This is a genomic window from Akkermansia sp. N21169 (assembly GCF_029854675.1).
Lineage (GTDB): Bacteria > Verrucomicrobiota > Verrucomicrobiia > Verrucomicrobiales > Akkermansiaceae > Akkermansia.
On the sequence record NZ_JARWNC010000023.1, the window covers coordinates 1 to 18,422 of the forward strand.

The 18,422-nt window shown below is 51.7% G+C and carries 13 protein-coding genes, 1 tRNA gene and 2 pseudogenes; 5 read left to right on the forward strand and 11 right to left on the reverse strand.

Going from position 1 to position 18,422, the window contains the following annotated elements; all coding sequences use genetic code 11:
* The first annotated feature begins 254 nt into the window (after positions 1–254).
* The gene (gene metH, locus QET40_RS00710) at positions 255–4,043 is read left to right on the forward strand and encodes a methionine synthase (protein ID WP_280125247.1); all 3,789 of its coding nucleotides are present in this window, start codon (positions 255–257) and stop codon (positions 4,041–4,043) included.
* A 113-nt stretch (positions 4,044–4,156) separates the two neighbouring features.
* Here metH and QET40_RS00715 read toward each other — a convergent pair whose 3' ends face one another.
* Positions 4,157–4,858, reverse strand: a complete 702-nt coding sequence (locus QET40_RS00715) for a polyphenol oxidase family protein (RefSeq protein ID WP_280125248.1) — start codon at positions 4,856–4,858, stop codon at positions 4,157–4,159.
* A gap of 281 nt (positions 4,859–5,139) precedes the next feature.
* On the opposite strand from QET40_RS00715, the gene QET40_RS00720 reads away from it, so the two are divergent.
* Positions 5,140–5,511, forward strand: coding sequence for a PH domain-containing protein (locus QET40_RS00720; RefSeq protein ID WP_280125249.1), 372 nt, complete (start codon positions 5,140–5,142; stop codon positions 5,509–5,511).
* A 223-nt stretch (positions 5,512–5,734) separates the two neighbouring features.
* On the opposite strand, the pseudogene QET40_RS00725 reads toward QET40_RS00720, so the two are convergent.
* The 6 genes and pseudogenes from QET40_RS00725 to QET40_RS00750 all read right to left on the reverse strand — a co-directional run.
* Positions 5,735–5,971: pseudogene (locus tag QET40_RS00725) on the reverse strand (transposase); the annotation flags it as partial.
* 251 nt (positions 5,972–6,222) lie between these two features.
* On the reverse strand, positions 6,223–7,197 hold the full coding sequence (locus tag QET40_RS00730) for a permease (RefSeq protein WP_280125250.1): 975 nt from the start codon (positions 7,195–7,197) through the stop codon (positions 6,223–6,225).
* Positions 7,198–7,225: 28 nt separating this feature from the next.
* Positions 7,226–7,912 carry an aromatic aminobenezylarsenical efflux permease ArsG family transporter gene (locus QET40_RS00735; RefSeq protein ID WP_280125251.1) on the reverse strand — a complete coding sequence of 229 codons (687 nt, stop codon included), beginning with the start codon at positions 7,910–7,912 and terminating at the stop codon, positions 7,226–7,228.
* 30 nt (positions 7,913–7,942) lie between these two features.
* Positions 7,943–8,776 (reverse strand): MTH895/ArsE family thioredoxin-like protein, encoded by an 834-nt coding sequence (locus tag QET40_RS00740; RefSeq protein WP_280125252.1) that lies wholly within the window; start codon positions 8,774–8,776, stop codon positions 7,943–7,945.
* A 74-nt stretch (positions 8,777–8,850) separates the two neighbouring features.
* Positions 8,851–9,177 carry a metalloregulator ArsR/SmtB family transcription factor gene (locus QET40_RS00745; protein ID WP_280125253.1) on the reverse strand — a complete coding sequence of 109 codons (327 nt, stop codon included), beginning with the start codon at positions 9,175–9,177 and terminating at the stop codon, positions 8,851–8,853.
* Between the two features lie 151 nt (positions 9,178–9,328).
* Complete coding sequence (locus tag QET40_RS00750; protein WP_280125254.1) at positions 9,329–9,763, reverse strand: PD-(D/E)XK nuclease family protein; 435 nt, start codon at positions 9,761–9,763, stop codon at positions 9,329–9,331.
* Between the two features lie 51 nt (positions 9,764–9,814).
* Between QET40_RS00750 and QET40_RS00755 the strand changes: the two are divergent.
* A pseudogene (locus QET40_RS00755) lies at positions 9,815–10,840 on the forward strand (IS481 family transposase).
* Between the two features lie 608 nt (positions 10,841–11,448).
* On the opposite strand, the gene QET40_RS00760 reads toward QET40_RS00755, so the two are convergent.
* Both QET40_RS00760 and QET40_RS00765 read right to left on the reverse strand, forming a co-directional pair.
* Positions 11,449–11,524 (reverse strand) — tRNA-Ala (locus tag QET40_RS00760).
* A 57-nt stretch (positions 11,525–11,581) separates the two neighbouring features.
* Positions 11,582–13,585, reverse strand: coding sequence for a beta-N-acetylhexosaminidase (locus QET40_RS00765; protein ID WP_280125255.1), 2,004 nt, complete (start codon positions 13,583–13,585; stop codon positions 11,582–11,584).
* Between the two features lie 244 nt (positions 13,586–13,829).
* On the opposite strand from QET40_RS00765, the gene QET40_RS00770 reads away from it, so the two are divergent.
* Together QET40_RS00770 and fabD are read left to right on the forward strand one after the other, a co-directional pair.
* Positions 13,830–14,711, forward strand: a complete 882-nt coding sequence (locus QET40_RS00770; protein WP_280125256.1) for a diaminopimelate dehydrogenase — start codon at positions 13,830–13,832, stop codon at positions 14,709–14,711.
* Between the two features lie 135 nt (positions 14,712–14,846).
* Positions 14,847–15,776 (forward strand): ACP S-malonyltransferase, encoded by a 930-nt coding sequence (gene fabD / locus QET40_RS00775; protein ID WP_280125257.1) that lies wholly within the window; start codon positions 14,847–14,849, stop codon positions 15,774–15,776.
* Between the two features lie 424 nt (positions 15,777–16,200).
* Here fabD and QET40_RS00780 read toward each other — a convergent pair whose 3' ends face one another.
* Positions 16,201–16,977: an SDR family oxidoreductase gene (locus QET40_RS00780; protein ID WP_280125258.1), complete on the reverse strand. Its 777-nt coding sequence runs from the start codon at positions 16,975–16,977 to the stop codon at positions 16,201–16,203.
* Between the two features lie 115 nt (positions 16,978–17,092).
* On the reverse strand, positions 17,093–18,349 hold the full coding sequence (purD, locus tag QET40_RS00785) for a phosphoribosylamine--glycine ligase (RefSeq protein WP_280125259.1): 1,257 nt from the start codon (positions 18,347–18,349) through the stop codon (positions 17,093–17,095).
* Between the last annotated feature and the right edge of the window lie 73 nt (positions 18,350–18,422).

Consider the following 18,422-nt stretch of genomic DNA (forward strand, 5'->3'; position numbering starts at 1 on the left):
CGGAGCCGGATGACCTCGGCCAACGGGAGCATAGGCTACCGGTACAACTTCTGATAGGAACAGAAGACGCAATAAAAGAGAAACACAGCAAGGGCGGTTCTTCCACACGCAAGGAGGAGCCGCCCTTTTCCCATTCATTTTGCAAGGGAGGGAAGTTCTCTCCAGTCCTTGGCTAGATTCTAGAATAGATGAAGATTTTCATGGATTGAATTAATCTTGCCCGTACTGCTGTGAACGGGTAGCTTCCCGGCACGATGACTCGCCAAGACAGAATTGATTATCTGAAGAGTGAATTGAAGAATCGCATCGTCATTCTCGATGGTGCGATGGGAACAAATATTCAGAAATTCGGTTTGGTGGAGGATGATTATCGCGGAGCACGTTTTGCTGACAGGAAGAAGTTTCCCAAGGATCTGAAAAACAACAATGATATTCTGGTGCTGACGAGACCGGATGTTGTCCGTTCCGTCCATGACCGTTTTTTGAATGAAGGCTGTGCCGACATCATTGAGACATGTACGTTTGGCTCTACGGTGATCGGACAGCATGACTTTTTCTGGTACAAAGAACCTGAAAGCGGACATAAGACTCCGGCTTATTTCCGCAAGATGGCGGAAAACGAAGAATTCAGAGAGCTGATTCGCGAGATGAATCTTGCCGCTGCCAAAATTGCCCGGGATGCGTGCGAAGCGGCTGAGAAAAAGGACGGCAAGCCGCGGCTTGTAGCCGGTTCGATCGGTCCGATGCCGGTAACTGCATCGCTCTCTCCCGATGTCAATGATCCGGGGTTCAGGGCGGTAGGATTTGAAGAATTGCGTCTTGCTTACCGGGATCAGATCCATGCTCTTCTGGATGGAGGGGTCGACTTGCTGCTTCTGGAGACGATTTTCGATACGCTGAACGCCAAGGCTGCCTTGTTTGCGATGGAGGAGGTGTTTGAGGAACGTCCGGAAGATACCGTGCCGGTGATGATATCCGTGACGATTACGGATAGGGCGGGGCGCACTTTGTCCGGTCAGACGATTGAGGGATTTTGGAATTCCATTCGCCACACAAAACCTTTCTCCGTAGGAATCAATTGTGCTCTGGGAGCGGATTTGATGCAGCCTTTTGCCGCGGAATTGTCTGATTTGGCCGACTGCTGGTTATCCATCTATCCGAATGCCGGTCTTCCGAATCCGTTGAGTCCGACCGGATATGACCAATCTCCCGAGGATATGGCGGATATGATGAAGCGTTATGCTGAAAACGGGTTGTTGAATATTGTCGGCGGTTGTTGCGGGACGACTCCCGAACATATCCGGGCCGTAGCTCGCGCAGTCGCCGGAGCGGCACCGAGGATTCCCGTATGTCAGGAGCCGGCGTTGCGGTTGTCCGGTTACGAGGCATACGATCATACACGTGACAAGAATACCTTGTTTGTGGGGGAACGCTGCAATGTGGCGGGATCTCCGAAATTTGCCCGCCTGATTCGCGAGGGGAAGTTTGAAGAAGCCGTTTCCGTGGCCCGCCACCAAGTAGAGAATGGGGCTCTCGTGTTGGATTTTTGCTTTGACGACGGCTTGATTGACGGCGAGGAAGCGATGGTACGTTTCCTGAACCTCGTAAGTGCTGAACCGGATATTGCAAGAGTGCCTTTCATGGTGGATTCGTCGAAATGGAATGTACTGGAAGCAGGACTGCGATGCATGCAGGGGAAGGGGATTGTCAATTCCATTTCCCTGAAAGAGGGAGAGGACGAATTCCGGAGGAGAGCTCGTCTGGTCCGTCGGTACGGGGCTGCTGTAGTCGTGATGTGTTTTGATGAAGACGGTCAGGCAACGAATGAGGAAGATCGCATCCGCATTGCTTCCCGTGCCTATCGAATTTTAACGGATGAAGTGGGGTTTCCTCCGGAAGATATCATTTTCGACCCCAATGTGCTGACTGTCGGTACGGGGATTGCCGAACACGCCAATTATGCCCGTGATTTCTTTGAGGCGACGGGGTGGATCACGAGCCATTTCCCGAATGTGCATGTATCGGGAGGGATTTCCAATGTATCATTTGCTTTTCGCGGCAATAATCCGCTGCGCGAGGCGATGCATTCCGCATTCCTGTATCATGCGACGCATCGGGGATTGGACATGTGCATTGTCAATGCGGGGATGCTGGAGGTGTACGACGAGATTCCGAAAGACAGGTTGGAATTGATTGAAGATGTTTTGCTCAACCGCCGGGAAGATGCTACGGAGAGATTGACTGAGTATGCCGAAAAATTATTGGCCGAGAAGAAAGTTGCCTCGGAGGAACATCAGATAGCCAAACTTGCATGGAGAGAGGAACCTGTCGAAAAACGTCTGGAGTACGCCTTGGTGAAGGGGATTACGGAATATGTAGACGAAGATACGGAAGAGGCTTTCAACAAGCTGGGTTCTCCCCTGGCTGTGATTGAAGGCCCCCTGATGGACGGTATGAAGACGGTGGGGCAATTGTTTGGCGACGGTAAGATGTTCCTGCCCCAAGTTGTGAAGAGCGCGCGCGTCATGAAACAATCCGTCGCCTGGTTGACTCCGTTTATTGACGAAAGCAGTGGCTCGGGAACCTCCGTGGCCGGAAAGGCGGTGATTGCCACAGTCAAGGGGGACGTGCATGATATCGGCAAGAATATCGTGGGTGTTGTTCTTGGGTGCAATGGATTTGATGTGAATGATTTAGGTGTCATGGTCCCCTGCGAAAGAATTTTGGATGTCGCCGAGGAAACCGGAGCGGACATCGTAATGCTCTCCGGCCTGATTACTCCGTCGCTTGAGGAAATGGCTCATGTAGCAGGAGAAATGGAACGCCGGGGGATGAAAATTCCCCTGATGGTGGGAGGGGCGACAACTTCTGATTTGCATACGGCCTTGAAGATTGCCCCTCAATACTCGAACCCTGTGGTGCATACGGTGGATGCTTCGCAGGTGGTGCCGGTAGCCAGCGCTCTTGTCGGTTCCGGCAAGGAGTCCTTTGTGTCGCAATACAGCCGGCATCAGGAGGAACTGCGTGCCGGGTATGCGGAAAGGAAACCGATCGATGTGCTGCCATTGGTCGAGGCCCGTGCCCGTGCCTGGAAAGGTTCTTTGTCATGGGAAGAATACGTGCCTCCTGTGCCTAAATTGCTGGGCAATGTACTTGTGGGCGATGCTTTTGTCCATGGGACATCGTGTTGCTGTTGTTCCGGTGACGTGTCCCGCTTCCATGTATCGCTGGAGAATCTGATTCCGCTGATCGAATGGGCTCCTTTCTTCCACGCGTGGGAATTGAAGGGAGTTTGGAATTCGGCTCAGGAAGAATTTCGTTGCGCCGATAGCGTGAAGACGGAGGCGGCACGCAGCCTGTACAAGGATGCCCGGGTTTTGCTGGATCTTGCAGTCCGTGAAAACAGGTATCAGCCTCAAGGAGTGATTGGATTGTTTGCCGCTAATGCGGAGGGGGACGACATTGTTGTCTGGAAGGATGAGACCCGGCAGTCTCGTCAATGCATCTTGCATACGGTGCGCCAGCAAAAAAATTTCCCTAGCGGGGTTGATTTGGCTTTAGCCGATTATGTGGCACCGGTCGGAATTCCGGATTACGTGGGTGCAATGGCCGTCAGTATTCATGGTGCCGGGCGTTGGGCTGCCGATTTCGAAAAACAAGGGGATTCCTACCGGGCTCTGATTGTAGCGGCCCTGGCCGACCGGCTGGTAGAAGCTCTGGCCGGGTTTTCCCATGGAAAACTGCGCGAATTGTGGGGTATTGCCGCCGGGCAGGGGATTCGCCCGGCCTGCGGCTATCCCAGCCAGCCGGATCATCAGGAGAAAGAGACTGTTTTCGATCTTCTGGGCGCCCGAGAAGGAGCTGGCATGGATTTAACGGATTCCTGGATGATGACTCCGGTGTCGTCCGTTTGCGCTTTGGTGTTTTCCCATCCCGAATCCAAGTATTTTGCGATGGGGCCTATCGGATATGACCAGGTGGAAGATTACGCCCGCCGCAAAGGAATTGGCGTGGAGCTAGCTGCTAAGCTCTTGAACGCGTGATCCCTTCTTGAAACAAAGACAGGAATCAACATGAAACGGACGGTTGGAAAACTCCATGCCGCCCGTTTCCGATATCAAGAAGAAGGGGGAATGAGAACCCCGGTCTTTTCATTTTATGGATTGACTTCCGGGAAGCAGGGCGTCTGTGTCTCGGGGACGACTCGGCCAAAGAGGGCAAGCATGCGGCCCGTATTGCCTTTTTCCATACGGTAAGAGTAGAACCTGCCCAGATCGGCGGCAGTGTCTTCTCCGGAATCATGGATGTTTTCCGGCAGGACGCCGCATTCGATTAACTGGGTTCGGATGGTACCGGGAATATCCATTTCGTAATGAGGGGGACGGATGCAGGGAGAAATGACGGCAACGATTTCCGAAGGAGTACCGTAGCAGAATTTACGGAGATACTCGACGCCATTGGAGACAATATTCAATTCCGTTCCGCGACGTCCTGAATGAAGCAATGCTCTGCCATGAGAAACTTTGTCGTAAAGCCAGACGGCGGCACAATCCGCCACGTAGATACCGAGGATGCAGTCAGCCTTGCCGGAGCACGCCAAGCCGTCCACTCCCTCAATGGGATAGTTGGAGCCGATGTCGCCGACGAGAGCGACTTTGTTGCCGTGTACCTGTTCCGCCCGTCGGAGGTATTTCCAGCGTGCGCCGAGGCGTTCGATCTCAGCCCGATGGGATGGTTCCAGAAGTTCAATGATCTGGTCGCGATCGGAAGAACCCGGGATACCGGGGATGCGTTCGATGAATTGGACGATGACGTTGGGATATTGGCGCAGAGGCTTGAGAAAGGCTGGTATATCCATGGGGATGCGATTATTTTCGAGACATTCTTGGAGAAAGTTTCCAGGAGTCCAGCAAAATCAGTGCATGAGTGATAAAAATCATGCATCGCTTTTTCCTCCTTTCAGAATATCCCGGACATAATCCTCCGTGTGGAAGAGTAAACACGTTTAAAATCATTGGTCATTTCTTGAAACAACTTGAATGCACGGTTTTAAAGGAAATAAAATTCTTATTCGTGGATTAGTGATTGATTTTTCGCCATTTATTTGCCTGGATACCTCCTTACAGAAACACATTTATCATGATTGATTTCAAGAACGGTTTTTTCAAGCTCTCTCCAGTTGATTCGTCAAGTGTCATGAATCGTATTGCTCCGATGATTATCGAAGGGGAGGATATTATCGCCTCTTTCAAGAGCGGGCGGGATTGCCTTGTTTTTACGACGAAACGGATCATTGCGGTCAACGTAAAAGGTATTACCGGAAAACAGGTGGATTATACATCAATGCCGTACAATAAAATACAAGTGTATTCGGTTGAAACGAGCGGTTTTCTTGATCGGGATTGCGAGCTTGATCTGTTCTTCAGCAACATAGGTCGTATCCATTTCGAGATCAAGGGAAGTTTTGATATTGTAGGCTTTAATAGGGTAATCAGCCAATATGTTTTATAGATTCGCCTCTTTTGGATGAAGGAAATGTCCCGTCCTAAAAAAGCGTTACAAGGTTAGGGGGGGATGTTTTGCTTCGGTAAATTCCTCCCGGACATTGGTAGGTGTCAGCAACCGGATCGTAAGGCATGTTATCTGCCAGATAGGTATTGTTTCGATATTTTCTCTGACGGCATTTTTCGTACCGGGACGGTTTGATGAAGCTGGTGATTTGATGATCTTCAAGCTATGTGTAATTTTCTTCACTTTCATATCCGGCATCAGCTATGAGGCGAGCGGGAAGTTTGCCCGAGTGGTGCTCTGAGATTTTATGGAGTAGAGGGATAAGGGGGGGCACCTCGGAGTGCTGGGGGCTGATGTCGATATCCAGAATGTATTCGGCCTCCACTGCCAACTGAATGTTATAGGCTGGTTTGAGTTGACCGTTTTTCATGTGATCTTCCTTGAGATGCATGAAGGTAGCGTCCGTGTCGGTCTTTGAGAAACTATTGCGGGAACCGAATCTGGTTAGCTTCGTTCGATAGTCCTACAATTTGTTGAGGATGTATTCAAGTTGATCCGGGTTGTGGATGAAAATGCTTGGTGGTGATGTCTTCGTAGGCGATCTTGTATAGGTCGGCGACGCGTTGCTTGCGCTATTTGTTGGTTCTTGACCCGGATCACTTGCGGCGCTTTCGTCTTGACTAGGTAGATCAAGTCCAGTGACGGTTTTTTCTAATAAGAAATCAGTAAATTGAATACATAACCCGACAGAATGATAAACGCCGTGACCGTTCCGAAGAAAATACCAATCAGCTTCCAGGTCATCACCTTCTTGAGAAGAGCGGCTTCCGGGAGGGAAAGTCCTACTGTTGCCATCATGAACGCAATTGCCGTTCCGATTGGTACTCCCTTTGCGACAAATACCTCAATCACCGGAACAATAGCCGCAGCATTTGCATACATGGGTACCGCACAGATGACGGCGACAGGCACCGACCACCAGTTTTCCCGGCTCATGGATTCTTCGAAGAACCCGGCCGGCACGTAGCCGTGTACTGCCGCCCCAATGGCAATGCCGATTACCACGTACAAGGCCACTTCCTTGACGATCCCCCAGGCATCACGCATGATCACGGGGAATTTGTCCCTGAAGGGTGTCTTTTTCCGCTCCCAGCCATTGCTCTCTGCATTCGACTGAACCAGCAAGTCACGTATCCAGGGAGACAAATAACGTTCCAGCTTGAATCTCTCCAGCACCACTCCCCCGACCATGCCCAGCAGGATGCCGGAAACAGCATAAATCACCGTGACCTTGAGACCGAATGCTCCGAGGAACATGGCGATAGCTACCTCATTGACCAAAGGAGAGGTAATCAAGAAGGCAAACGTCACCCCGAGGGGAATACCGCCCTTCACGAATCCGATGAACAAGGGAATGGAGGAACAGGAACAAAATGGCGTCATGGCTCCGAACAGAGCCGCGAAGAAATATTGAAGTCCGTAAAGCTTCCTCGTCGTCAGAAACACTCGGATGCGTTCTACGGGGAAATAGGCATTCACCACGCCCATGATGAGGCTGATCGCGTATAACAGGAAAAGAATCTTTACCGTATCGTATATGAAAAAGTTGACCGCTTCTCCCAGTTGTGTGTGGGGAGTGAATTCCAATATCCTGTAAACCAGCCAGTCGGCAAAATCTTGAATCATATGATAAGAATGGATGATAAATAAACAATCAAACGAGAAGAATCCGGCTGAACAGCCAGTATCCACCAAGCAACAGGAAGAACCACCCCGTCACGAGTTTCATGATTTGCTGGATTTCAGGCAGGTGGCGTACCGTAGCTGCGGCTTTCTCCGCGCTGTATGTCAGCAGTAGGGCAAATACCACAACGGGCAGGGCCGTTCCTATACCGAACAGGGAAATGCCCAACAAGGGACCAGCACTCCCGGCCTGTATGGACAAGGGGACGACCGTTCCGAAAAACAGTGCCGCCGAAGGAGGGCAAAGAACCAGGGCGAACAGAAAACCCAACGCAAACGCTCCCCAGACACCTCCTTTGGTCATCAGACTTTGCGCCGTTGCCTCTCCCGGTTTTTTCCCTAGGGAAAAGAACGGAATGAACCCCAAAATGCCCCCCCCTGCCATCATCATCACTGGGCCTAGGTACATAGGCAGCTCTTCTTGCATCCAGAATGATAACATGGGGGCTGATGACAAGCCCCGGCTTACCAGCCACCCGATCAGCACATAAGCACTCACGCGGCCCAGAGTATAGAGAAGCGAAGCCATAGCTGATTGATGACGGGAACCTGTACCACGGGAAATAAATCCCACAGCGGCAATATTCGTTGCCAAGGGACAAGGAGAAACGGCTGCCGCCACGCCTATAGGCAATAGAGATAAAAGAGGCCAGTCCATACACAGAAAATGTTGAGGGAAAGTAAATGGTCAATGAGCTTCATCCAGTGCTTTCCGAACGCTTTGGACCACATATGCCTTGAATTCCTGTTCCTTGTCGCTCAAGTCCCAGATGCGGTTCAGATTCACCCACCGCGTTTCCTTGCCGTCCTTCCAATCCTTGAGAATCAAGGATTTTGTTACCAATTCATACTTGCCGACAGCCTCCTTGTCGGCGGGAATGGCGTGGAAAGCCAGCTTGCCTTCTTCAAGCTGAACCGGAAAATTCTTTTCGACCGCTTCCCTCGTCCATGTCTCCATGCGAATGCAGGTCGGGCATCTTGCCCCGTATTCGTAATAAACCGCCTCGACCCCGGATTGCATCGTCACAGCCGTGTCGGCTGGTTCCTCACGGTTTTCTGTTCCCCGGTGGTTAATGATCTTGACGATGGCCAGCAGGATGAGCAGAACAACCACCCAGACGACAGCCTTTTTCCATCCGGAACTTCCCTTGGATACTTCACTGCTGCAATAGCTTCCACCGCAACAGGGTGCCTCTTTCGCATGAGAGCCATTTTCTTGAGGTAACGCAGGATCTGTCGCCCCGGAACAACAGCAAGATTTCTGCCGGGAAGAATCAACCTGAATAGCTTCCTGAAGAATCTTCTTGATCTCATTCCTGGAAGGAACTCTCCCGGAAACAAGTACCTTGCCGTCTATTACCAATGCCGGAGTCACGAGTACTCCCGCCACGGCAAATTGCATGGCATCCGTCACTTTTTCCAGAGAAGCGTCCAAATGGAGTTCCTGCATGGCCTGCTTCGTTACATCCGCCAGTGCAGTACACTTGGCGCATCCCGGTCCGTAAACGACAATATTGTTCATGTTATTATTGATTTAGATTTTGAAGAATATCAAATTGTTGGACAGAGATACGGAAAAACTGGAGAGTCATGTCCTTATCTCTGAAAAATGGGACTTTCCTTCAAACAGGCTAATACTTGGCGAAGACACGGACAACACAGGGAATAATACACATTCTTCCCTCGCTGTTCACAAGAGAGCACACGGTTGTTCTTCAACACATTCAAATGGCTCGAAATTGTGGACATATCGCGTCCGGAATTCTTTTGCAGTTCGCAGACGCAACGTTCCCCATCCAGAAGCATCTCCACGATCATCAAACGCACGGGATGCCCCAATGCTTTAAATACACCGGCAAGAGGTATCAGATCCTTGACGGAGGAAGCCGGGAGCGAAGAAGGTGTGCAGGAGCAATCAGGCATAAGCGATAGATTTATTATTTTGAAAAACGTAAAAATGTCAATTTGATTTTATATAATATGACAAATGCTGGATTGAAGATCTTCATTCTCTTGGCTAAAAAAAGCCATCCTGACGGCTGGCTTCTGAGTGGTTTCCACACTATTTTCTTCGTCACCTAACGCATTCCGTCCTGTACTGACACCAAGTGCATTGCATCCCGGATTGTAGATGAAAACGCTTGATGGTGATGCCTTCGTAGGAGATCCTGTACAGCTCGGCGACGCGCTGCTTGCGCTGTTCGTTGGCTGGTACACGGATCACCTGTGGAGTCTTCGTATTGACCAGGTAGATCAGATCCAGTGACGGAGGAGTATTCCCCATGGCTTCTTCGATCATCATCTGGTAAGTGACCAGCTGGAGTTCGTGATTGAAGGCAGCATGCCCGGCATCCGGCCTAGCGGCAGCAGATTTGTAGACCTTTGCCGTCAGGTCGTGCTGGACGAGCTCGATGACACCATACACAGGAACGGGCAGGTCGGGCATGGTGATCGATAAACCGACTTCCATTCCCAGGGGCATCTGTGAAGAAACCTCGCCGGAATCCATGTACGGTTAATCTTCTTACCGAATGATTAAAAATCTATTAACAAGAAGCAAATGAAAGCAGAAACCAAAATCATGCACCAGCGTCTCGAAGCGCTCAAACTCGCCGAAAAACTCGGCAATGTCAGCCGCGTATGTCGGGAACGCGGCATCTCGACAGCCCAATTCTACGAATACCGCAAACGATTCAGAGAACAAGGCTTTGAAGGGTTGAGAGACCTGCCCTCCATTCACAAAACCCATCCGCAGACAACTGCTCCCGAAGTCGAAAAACGAAACCTGGAACTCGTTGAAGAAAATCCTCAAAAAGGCTGTGGACATATCGAACAACTCCTGAAACTGGAAGGCAAAAACTGCTCGAAGCCAACGATCCAGAAAATCATGGAACGCCATGGACTGGGGAGTTGCTACCAGCGGTTCTTGAAGCAGGAAGCCCAACACCTCATCCAAGGAAAGCAGCTGAGCGAAGAACAGATCAAATCCATTGAAAAAGCCAACCCCTGCTTCAAGGAAAGGCATGTGGAGAGCAAAGCTGCCTGCTTTGTCAGGACACCCTCTATGCGGGCAAACTCCAGGAAGTGGGAAAAGTCTACATGCAAACAGCCGTCGACACCTATGGCTCTTTTGTGTTCGGTTACCTGTACACGGGCAAGCTGCCCGATCATGCGGCACTCATCCTTCATAACGACGTACTCCCCTTCTATGAGAAGCATGGATTGCAGATAGAAGCCATTTTGACAGATAATGGCAGGGAATACTGCGGGAGGCTCACTCATCACCACTATGAAATCTACCTTGAACTCAATGATATTAAGCATCGGAAAACACGTATAGCCACACCTAGAACAAATGGCTTTGCCGAACGTTTCAACAGAACGGTCAAGGAAGAGTTTTTTTGACATAGCCTTGAGACAAAAAGTATACACGAGTCAGGAGGAGCTCCAAAAGAACCTTGATGAATAGCTGAAGTACTACAATTACCAGTGTCCACACCAAGGATATCGTAACATGGGAAGGTGCCCCATAGAAACAATTGAAGGATTCAAAAAAGCACAACAATCTGTCCGCAAAGAAGATTAACTCTACATTTTAACCATAAAAGGTATTGGTTCTCGTATAGCGATAGCTTTAATTATCGATTATCCGGAATTGGGTACATTAGGACGCAAGGAAGCTGCTGGCATTGCTGGCTTGGCTCCACGGGAATGGGAAAGCGGATGTATGCGCGGAAGATGTGCCATTCAAGGTGGACGACCATTATTGAGAAAACATGTCTATATGGCGGCACTTGTTGCTTCTCGTTATAATGAAGTTCTCAGACCCATTTATCAGGAGTTGCTACAAAAAGGCAAAAAGAAGAAAGTCACTCTCATTGCGATAGCACGACGGTTGATATGTTATGCCAATGCCCTGATTGCTGGACGGTTTGCAGGTACGCAACAACCTTCATGATAATTTCCTATTAGTACAGTTGCTATACAACATATCGAAGCAAAACACAGGGCAAGTGGCAACTTGCCCTGTGTTTAAAACGGTTCTAAACATCCCCTCCAACCTTGTAACGCTTTTTTAGGACAGGACACCCGTCAATAATCAAAACGATCAAACATCGTCAAAATAGTGAATGGGATGCTCCGAAATCCTTTGAAAGACAATAAAAAAGCCGCCCGAAGGCGGCTGGAAAGGGGTGGTGGAGCATAGGAGGCTCGAACTCCTGACCTTCTCATTGCGAACGAGACGCTCTACCAACTGAGCTAATACCCCGTAAACCGGGAGCGATGGAACAGTATTTGGAAGGCGAAGGCAAGAGAAATTTACATCTTATTTTCCGTCAGGAGCACTTTCCTGCGCGACGAAGGGTTCGACGAAGATATCTCCGATGGCCAGTTTGTGAGGCTGGGATTTTTGGGTCAGGATACGAATGGATTTAACGGTTTGTCCCTGGGGCCATTGGACGGTTGCGATTCCATCCCGGAAGGTAGCTGCATCGGTGAAGGTGGTTCCGTCGGTGGAGATTTGGAGGAGGGCTCCGTCGGCAAGGGCGTTTTCCTTGCCAGCGTCACGGCAGAAGTAGGGACCGGTGAGAACTCGTACCCGGCTCAGGCGTTCCGGGGCATTTAAAATCAGGGTGAAGTAGTCTCCTTCCTGGATGTGGCGGCTGGAGATGAAGCTGGTGGTTTCCCTTCCGTCGAAGGCGTATGGCGGCTGGAAATTGCGCGTTGCGGGGATGTTGGTGTCGATGGTTGCGGGGAGGACCATGGCAGCGCTAGGATTGGGGGGCTGCTCGAAGGCGATGCCGCTGTTTTCCCATCTCTTGCGGAGTTTTCCGAGGCGTTGCATGAATTGTTCCGCATTCTGGCGTTCCCGTGGAGTCCAGAGTTTTTCGGCAACGGCGTGGAGACGTGGGTAGATTTGGGCTTCGATGTCGCGGGAAAGGATGTTTTCCGTCCAGAGAGCGGCTTCTCCTCCCTGCAGGAGGTTGCGTTTGGATTCTTCTACCTGGTTGATGGGGATATCGTAAGCGTAGACTTGTTCGAGAGACAGGACGGGCATCCAGAGGGGCTTGGCGGTTTTAGGGTATCCCGGAAAGTCGAGATAAGCGTACCCCTTGCCTCCGCCATCGGAACAGATGGTTTTTATTCCTGCATTGAGGGCGGCGATGGTCTGGTTGGGATGACCTCTCCATCCTTGAGCGATTATGTCGGGCGTGAGACCTTTTTCAGGATGTTCCGCCCAGGTAATTGTCTGGATGCCGTGTTTGGCGAGGCGTTCGGAGAGTTGGCGGAGGAAGGCCAGCTGGAGTTCCTCCATACTGTTGAGGCCGCTTTGCCTGAGAGCGGCGGAACAGAGGGGGCATTTCTTCCAGAATTGGGTTTTGACTTCATCTCCTCCGATGTGGATGGTTTTGGTGTCGAAGAGTTTGGATGTTTCCAGATAGATAGTTTCCAGGAAGTCAAGCAGGCCGGGGTTGCCGATGCAGAGGACTTCTGTGTGGGAGAGGGAGTTGCTGCGCTGTGAGATGGGCGGGTTGTCGCGATTGGTTGGGCAGAGGAGTTGAGGATAAGCGGCGGAGATGGCGGCGGCATGACCGGGAACATCGATTTCAGGTATGATTTCGATGCCGCGGGCACGGGCGTATTGGACGATGTCCATGATTTCTTCCTCGGAATAGGAACCGTTGCGCTCCTGTTCCCGGTTGCCGGGGTCGGGAGTGCCTCCAATCTGGGTGAGGCGCGGGTAGGCGGAGATGGGAATGCGCCATCCTTCGTCGTCGGTGAGATGCCAGTGGAAACGGTTGAATTTGAGGTCGGCCATTTGGTCAAGCAGTTTCCGGATGGTGTCCGGGCTTTGCATGTGGCGTGCGGAGTCGAGCATGAATCCTCTGTATCGGAAGCGGGGCCTGTCTTCGATGGTTCCCTGAGGAATCATGCTGTTGTCATCCAGAAGCTGCTTAAGGGTAGCGGCTGCACGGAGGACTCCCAGCCGACTATGCGCCTCAATGCGGATGAGTTCAGGACTGACTGTGATCTTGTAAGCTTCGGGGTCTCCACCCAGGCTGGCGATGGGGAGCGGGGCGAGTTCCGCCCTAGTGGGAGAATCCCCCAGTTGTTTCCAGTCTTCCTTGCTACGGATGGGAGCGTCGGGAGATTGGCGAGCCCAGGCTGCCAGCGGCCCCAGATCCCTGAATTCGACCATTCCGTCCTGCAATTGGATGGAGGAGGGCAGTGGGATCAATCCCGGCATGTCATTGGGCTGGGAGGCCAGAGAAAAGGGTAGAGTGAGTCCGAAGAACAGGCTGAATGATGCGGAAAGGGGGATATTCATGAGCGGGGAATGAAGCAGAGACGTCGACTGTGGGGAGGATTGAGTAGTTCTTCCGATTCAACCATATTTCTTCCGGAGACGGAAGGATGGATTTGGCTGGAGGTAAAAATTTTGAAAATTCCATCTACCGGATGGACGTTGTTGTCCTCGACAGACGTGATTTTTGTGATTTAGTGGTTTCTATGGAGCAGGCGGAGTTGCTATTCTGCCTCCGTACTCATCATTATTTCACTCTTTTTGTTTTATGATTAAAATAGCTATAGTAGGATACGGCAATATCGGACGGTATGCGGTGGATGCCATTCGCGCTGCCGAAGACATGGAACTTGCAGGCATTGTCCGCCGTCCGGGGAGTGCTCCCGTGCATGGCATCAAGACGGTCGCTTCGATTGAAGAACTGGGCCATGTGGATGTTGCCCTGCTCTGTACGCCAACGCGCAGCGTGGAGGCTACTGCTCTTCCTTTGCTGGAGCAGGGTATTAATACAGTGGACAGTTTTGATATCCACGATCAGATTGTGAACCTGCGCCGTTCCCTTGGCGACAAGGCGATCAAACATGATGCCGTGTCGGTTATTTCGGCCGGGTGGGATCCGGGGACGGACTCTGCGATCCGTACGATGATGATGGCTATGGCTCCCAAGGGAATTACATATACGAACTTCGGTCCGGGTATGAGCATGGGGCACAGCGTGGTTGCACGTTCCAAGGAGGGGGTTGCCGATGCTCTTTCCCTGACGATCCCGACGGGTTCCGGCGTGCATCGCCGCATGGTGTATGTCGTGGTGAAGGACGGCTTCCAGTTCTCTGATGTGGAAGCGGCCATCAAGTCCGATTCCTACTTCTGCCACGATGAAACGCACGTAATCCAGGTGCCGGATATAGACAGCCTGCGCGATATGGGGCACGGTGTCCTCATGGAACGCAAGGGAGTGTCCGGCGGAACGCAGAACCAGATGCTGAAGTTCGAGATGCGCATCAACAATCCGGCTTTGACGGCCCAGGTGATGGTTGCTTCCGCCCGCGCCAGTACACGGATTCCCTCCGGATGCTATACCCTTCCGGAAATTGCGCCGATGGATTTCCTGCCCGGTGACCGTGAAGACCTGGTTGCCCGGCTGGTTTGATAGAGGCTTTTCGGATGCTATTAAGAATGGCGTCCTCCCATGGATATGGCGGGGACGCCGTTAATGATGAGGCGTGGCCTTTCTTTTTCGCGCTTGCCCGCTGGAAGCAATGCGCGTAATATTTTTGCCACATTTATGAACGCAGTACTATTGTTTTCCGGACAGGGTGCCCAGAAAGTGGGCATGGGCCAGGATCTTTTGAATGCCTATCCTACCGCCAAGGCGGTGATCGAACAGGCGGATGCCGCCCTTGGTGAACCTCTGACCAAGGTGATGTTCGAAGGGCCGAATGAAGAGTTGACCCGTACCTGCAATTGCCAGCCAGCCTTGTACGTTCACGGTCTTGCCTGTCTTGCCGTGTTAAAGGAACTTGTTCCTGCGTTGACTCCGGTTGCCGCAGCCGGACTTTCCCTCGGTGAGTTTACCGCTCATGCCGCAGCCGGTACTTATACGTTTGAAGAAGGTCTCCGGCTTGTCCAAAAGCGCGGTGCGTTTATGGAAGAGGCCTGCAATGCTACCAAGGGCACGATGGCTGCCATGATCGGAGGATCCGACGATGCCGTGACGGCTCTTGCCGCGGAGTGCGATGTGGATGTCGCCAATTTCAATTGTCCGGGACAGACCGTCGTTTCCGGTACGGAAGAAGGAGTAGACAAGGCGATTGCCGGAGCCAAGGCTGCCGGAATCAAGATTGCCAAAAAACTCAATGTAGCCGGAGCCTATCATTCCCGCCTGATGCGGAGCGCTCAAATCAAGCTGGCCGAGGAGCTTGCCCTCGTGAATTTCGGCATGCCCTCCATCCCGGTTTATTGCAATTATGAAGCTCGTCCCGTCGAAAGTTCGGAAGATATTCGTTTGATGCTGGAGAAGCAGGTCTGTGGTTCCGTTCGCTGGACGGCTTCCATGCAGAAGTTGATCGACCAGGGAGAACGCCTGTTTATTGAGCTCGGCCCCGGGAAGACTCTTGCCGGCATGATGGGCCGCATTTGCAAGGAAGCCAGGGTGATCTCCATTGAGGATGTTGAGTCCCTCCAGGCTGCTGTGGAAGAACTGAAAGGCATGTAAATTCCCTCCCTTTATTTATTTCCAAAATCAAAAAACTCCACCTTTGATCCGGGTGGAGTTTTTTTGTGCCCAAATATCGAATTTTAAAAATTATCTTATTTTTTGAATTTATATAAAATATTGATAATTAATCAATTGTGGTAATTTCTTGAGGATCCTGTGCTTCTTTTCTTGGTTCTCTTTTGAGAATGTTATTTTTTGTATGCATCTGTTTTAAATATGGAGGCTGACGGATTTACAATTCGCGTGCAACTTTTTTATGAGGGTTTGATTGCAAACAGTTGTATAATTTTTCATTGGGAATTACTATGAATAGTAGGGTGTATATTCGTAATATGTTTATTATAAGATTATTATAATTTGTTTTAACGAATTGTTTTTTCGTTGCTTGCCGTCTGGGCCGGAGGAAAGGGGGACGAGGTGGTCAGGCCGGGGTATAGGTCCAGCCTTCGTCGCCGTGGTAGATCATGCGGCGGCTCATGCCGCCGTCGGCGGTAACGTTTTCACCCGTAATGAAAGAGGCCTGTGGGGAACAGAGGAAAAGGACGAGGGACGAGATATCGTCCGGCGTTCCGGCACGTCCGGCCGGGTGTTGTTTGTGATCAATGTGTGAGAGGGGGCCGAAGGCTCCTGTGTCGATCCATCCGGGGCTGATTCCGTTGACGCGTATGCCGCGTGAGGCGAGACTCATGGCCATCCCGTGGGTGAGGGCGGAAATTCCTCCTTTGGCGGCAGTGTAACTTTCCGTATCGGCTTGAGACATTACTGACCTGGTGGAGGAAATGTTAACGATGGCTCCTCCCGAGTTGAAGGCATCGCGGAACAACAGAGTGAGCAGGTAGGGGGCGGCAACTCCGACTTTGAGAACATCCAGGAAGTCGTCGTAGGAACATCGGCTTTCCAGTCCGCCGTGACTGACGCAGGCATTGTTAACCAGATAGTCGACGGCTCCGTATTCTTCCAGCACTCGGGAAGCAAACATTTCGAGGTCTTCTCGGCGTGTTGCGTCGGCCGTGATGAAAAGGTGTCCGTTTCCGGGAAGAGAGGCAACCGTTTGGATTCCAGCCGTTTCGTCTTTGTCGAGGATGGCGACTTGGGCTCCGTGGAGGGCGAATGTTTCCGCAATGTTTTTGCCAATGCCTTTTGCTCCACCAGTGACGATGGCGATTTTTCCGGTGAAGCTGTTTTCTGCATGGATCATATGAGCCGTATTAGCACAGATCCTGCCGATGGTGTGAAGGAAAAAATAACAGCGGTTCCGTTTTAGACCGGAACCGCCGATAGAAAAAGCAGGAATGAAGTTTTGTTGTCTTCTTTTATTCGAAAGAGGCGTAGGCGATGTCCGATCGGCGCTGAAAACCATCGAAAGTGACCTTGTCGGTTTCGCTGTGGGCAAGTTTACGAGCTTCGTCGAGGGTGGCTCCCTGAGCGACGACGGCAAGGACGCGTCCTCCGTTGGTAACGTAGCACTGGCGTGCGTCGTCCCATTTGGTGCCGGCATGATAGACGAAGCCTCTGTCTACGTTGTCGAGCCCCAGGATGGCGTCTCCGGAATGGGACGACGCAGGATATCCGGCGGAGGCGAGTACGCAACAGACGCTCCAGCCGTTATCGAAGGAAATGAGCGATGGGGCGAATTCTCCCTGGGCTCCCTTGAGACAGAACTGGGCGAGGTCGCCTTTCAAAAGGGGCATTACGGCTTGGCATTCGGGATCTCCGAAACGGCAGTTGTATTCAATGACTTTGGGGCCGTTCGGCGTCAGCATGAGGCCGAAGTACAGGAAGCCGCGGTAGGGGAGGCCGTCCTGGCGGAGGCCGGCGACCGTCGGGGCGACGATATCGCATTCGATGAGTTCCAGCATGCCGGGGGTGACGAGCTGGCGCGAGGCGACGGCTCCCATGCCTCCGGTGTTGGGACCAAGGTCGTTTTCCTGAAGGCGCTTGTAGTCGCGGGCGGGGCAGAGGATGAGGTAATGGTCGTCTACCAGGGCTCCGAAGATGGAAACTTCCGGACCGGTCAGGAATTCTTCAACCAAAAGACGACCGGGACCGAAACGATTGTCGGTGAAGACTTCCTTGAGGAACTCCTCGGCTGTTGACTCATCCGGGCAGACGGCGACGCCTTTTCCGGCGGCCAGACCGTCGAATTTCAGGACTGTGGGGTAGGTGTTGTTGATGAAGGCCCGGGCTTCTTCAATGTTTGCGGCGACACGAGCCATGCCGGTGGGGATGTTGTGGCGGAGGAGGAAGTCTTTGGCGAATTCCTTGCTGGCTTCCAATTGGGCGCTTTCCTTGACGGGCCCCCAGCAGGGAATACCCGCTTCGCGGCAGCAATTGGCGAGGCCTTCATCTTTGACCAGGTAGCTTTCTTCTCCTGCAACGCAGAGGTCAATGGTGTTGTCCTTCATCCACGCGACGAGTTCATGCATGTCTTTGACCGGAATTGGGGTAGCCAGTTTGTTGATGGCATCGCTTCCCGGGAAACTGAAGATTTCGGGAGAAGAGGGGGAATCCTTGAGTGCTTTGACGAGGGCGTGTTCACGGCCTCCTTTTCCGATCACGGCGATTTTCATACAAGGACGATTATGCAAATTTTATCCTGCCTTCGCAAGCTCTGTGTCCCGTTTTTCCCGAGCTTGATCGGAG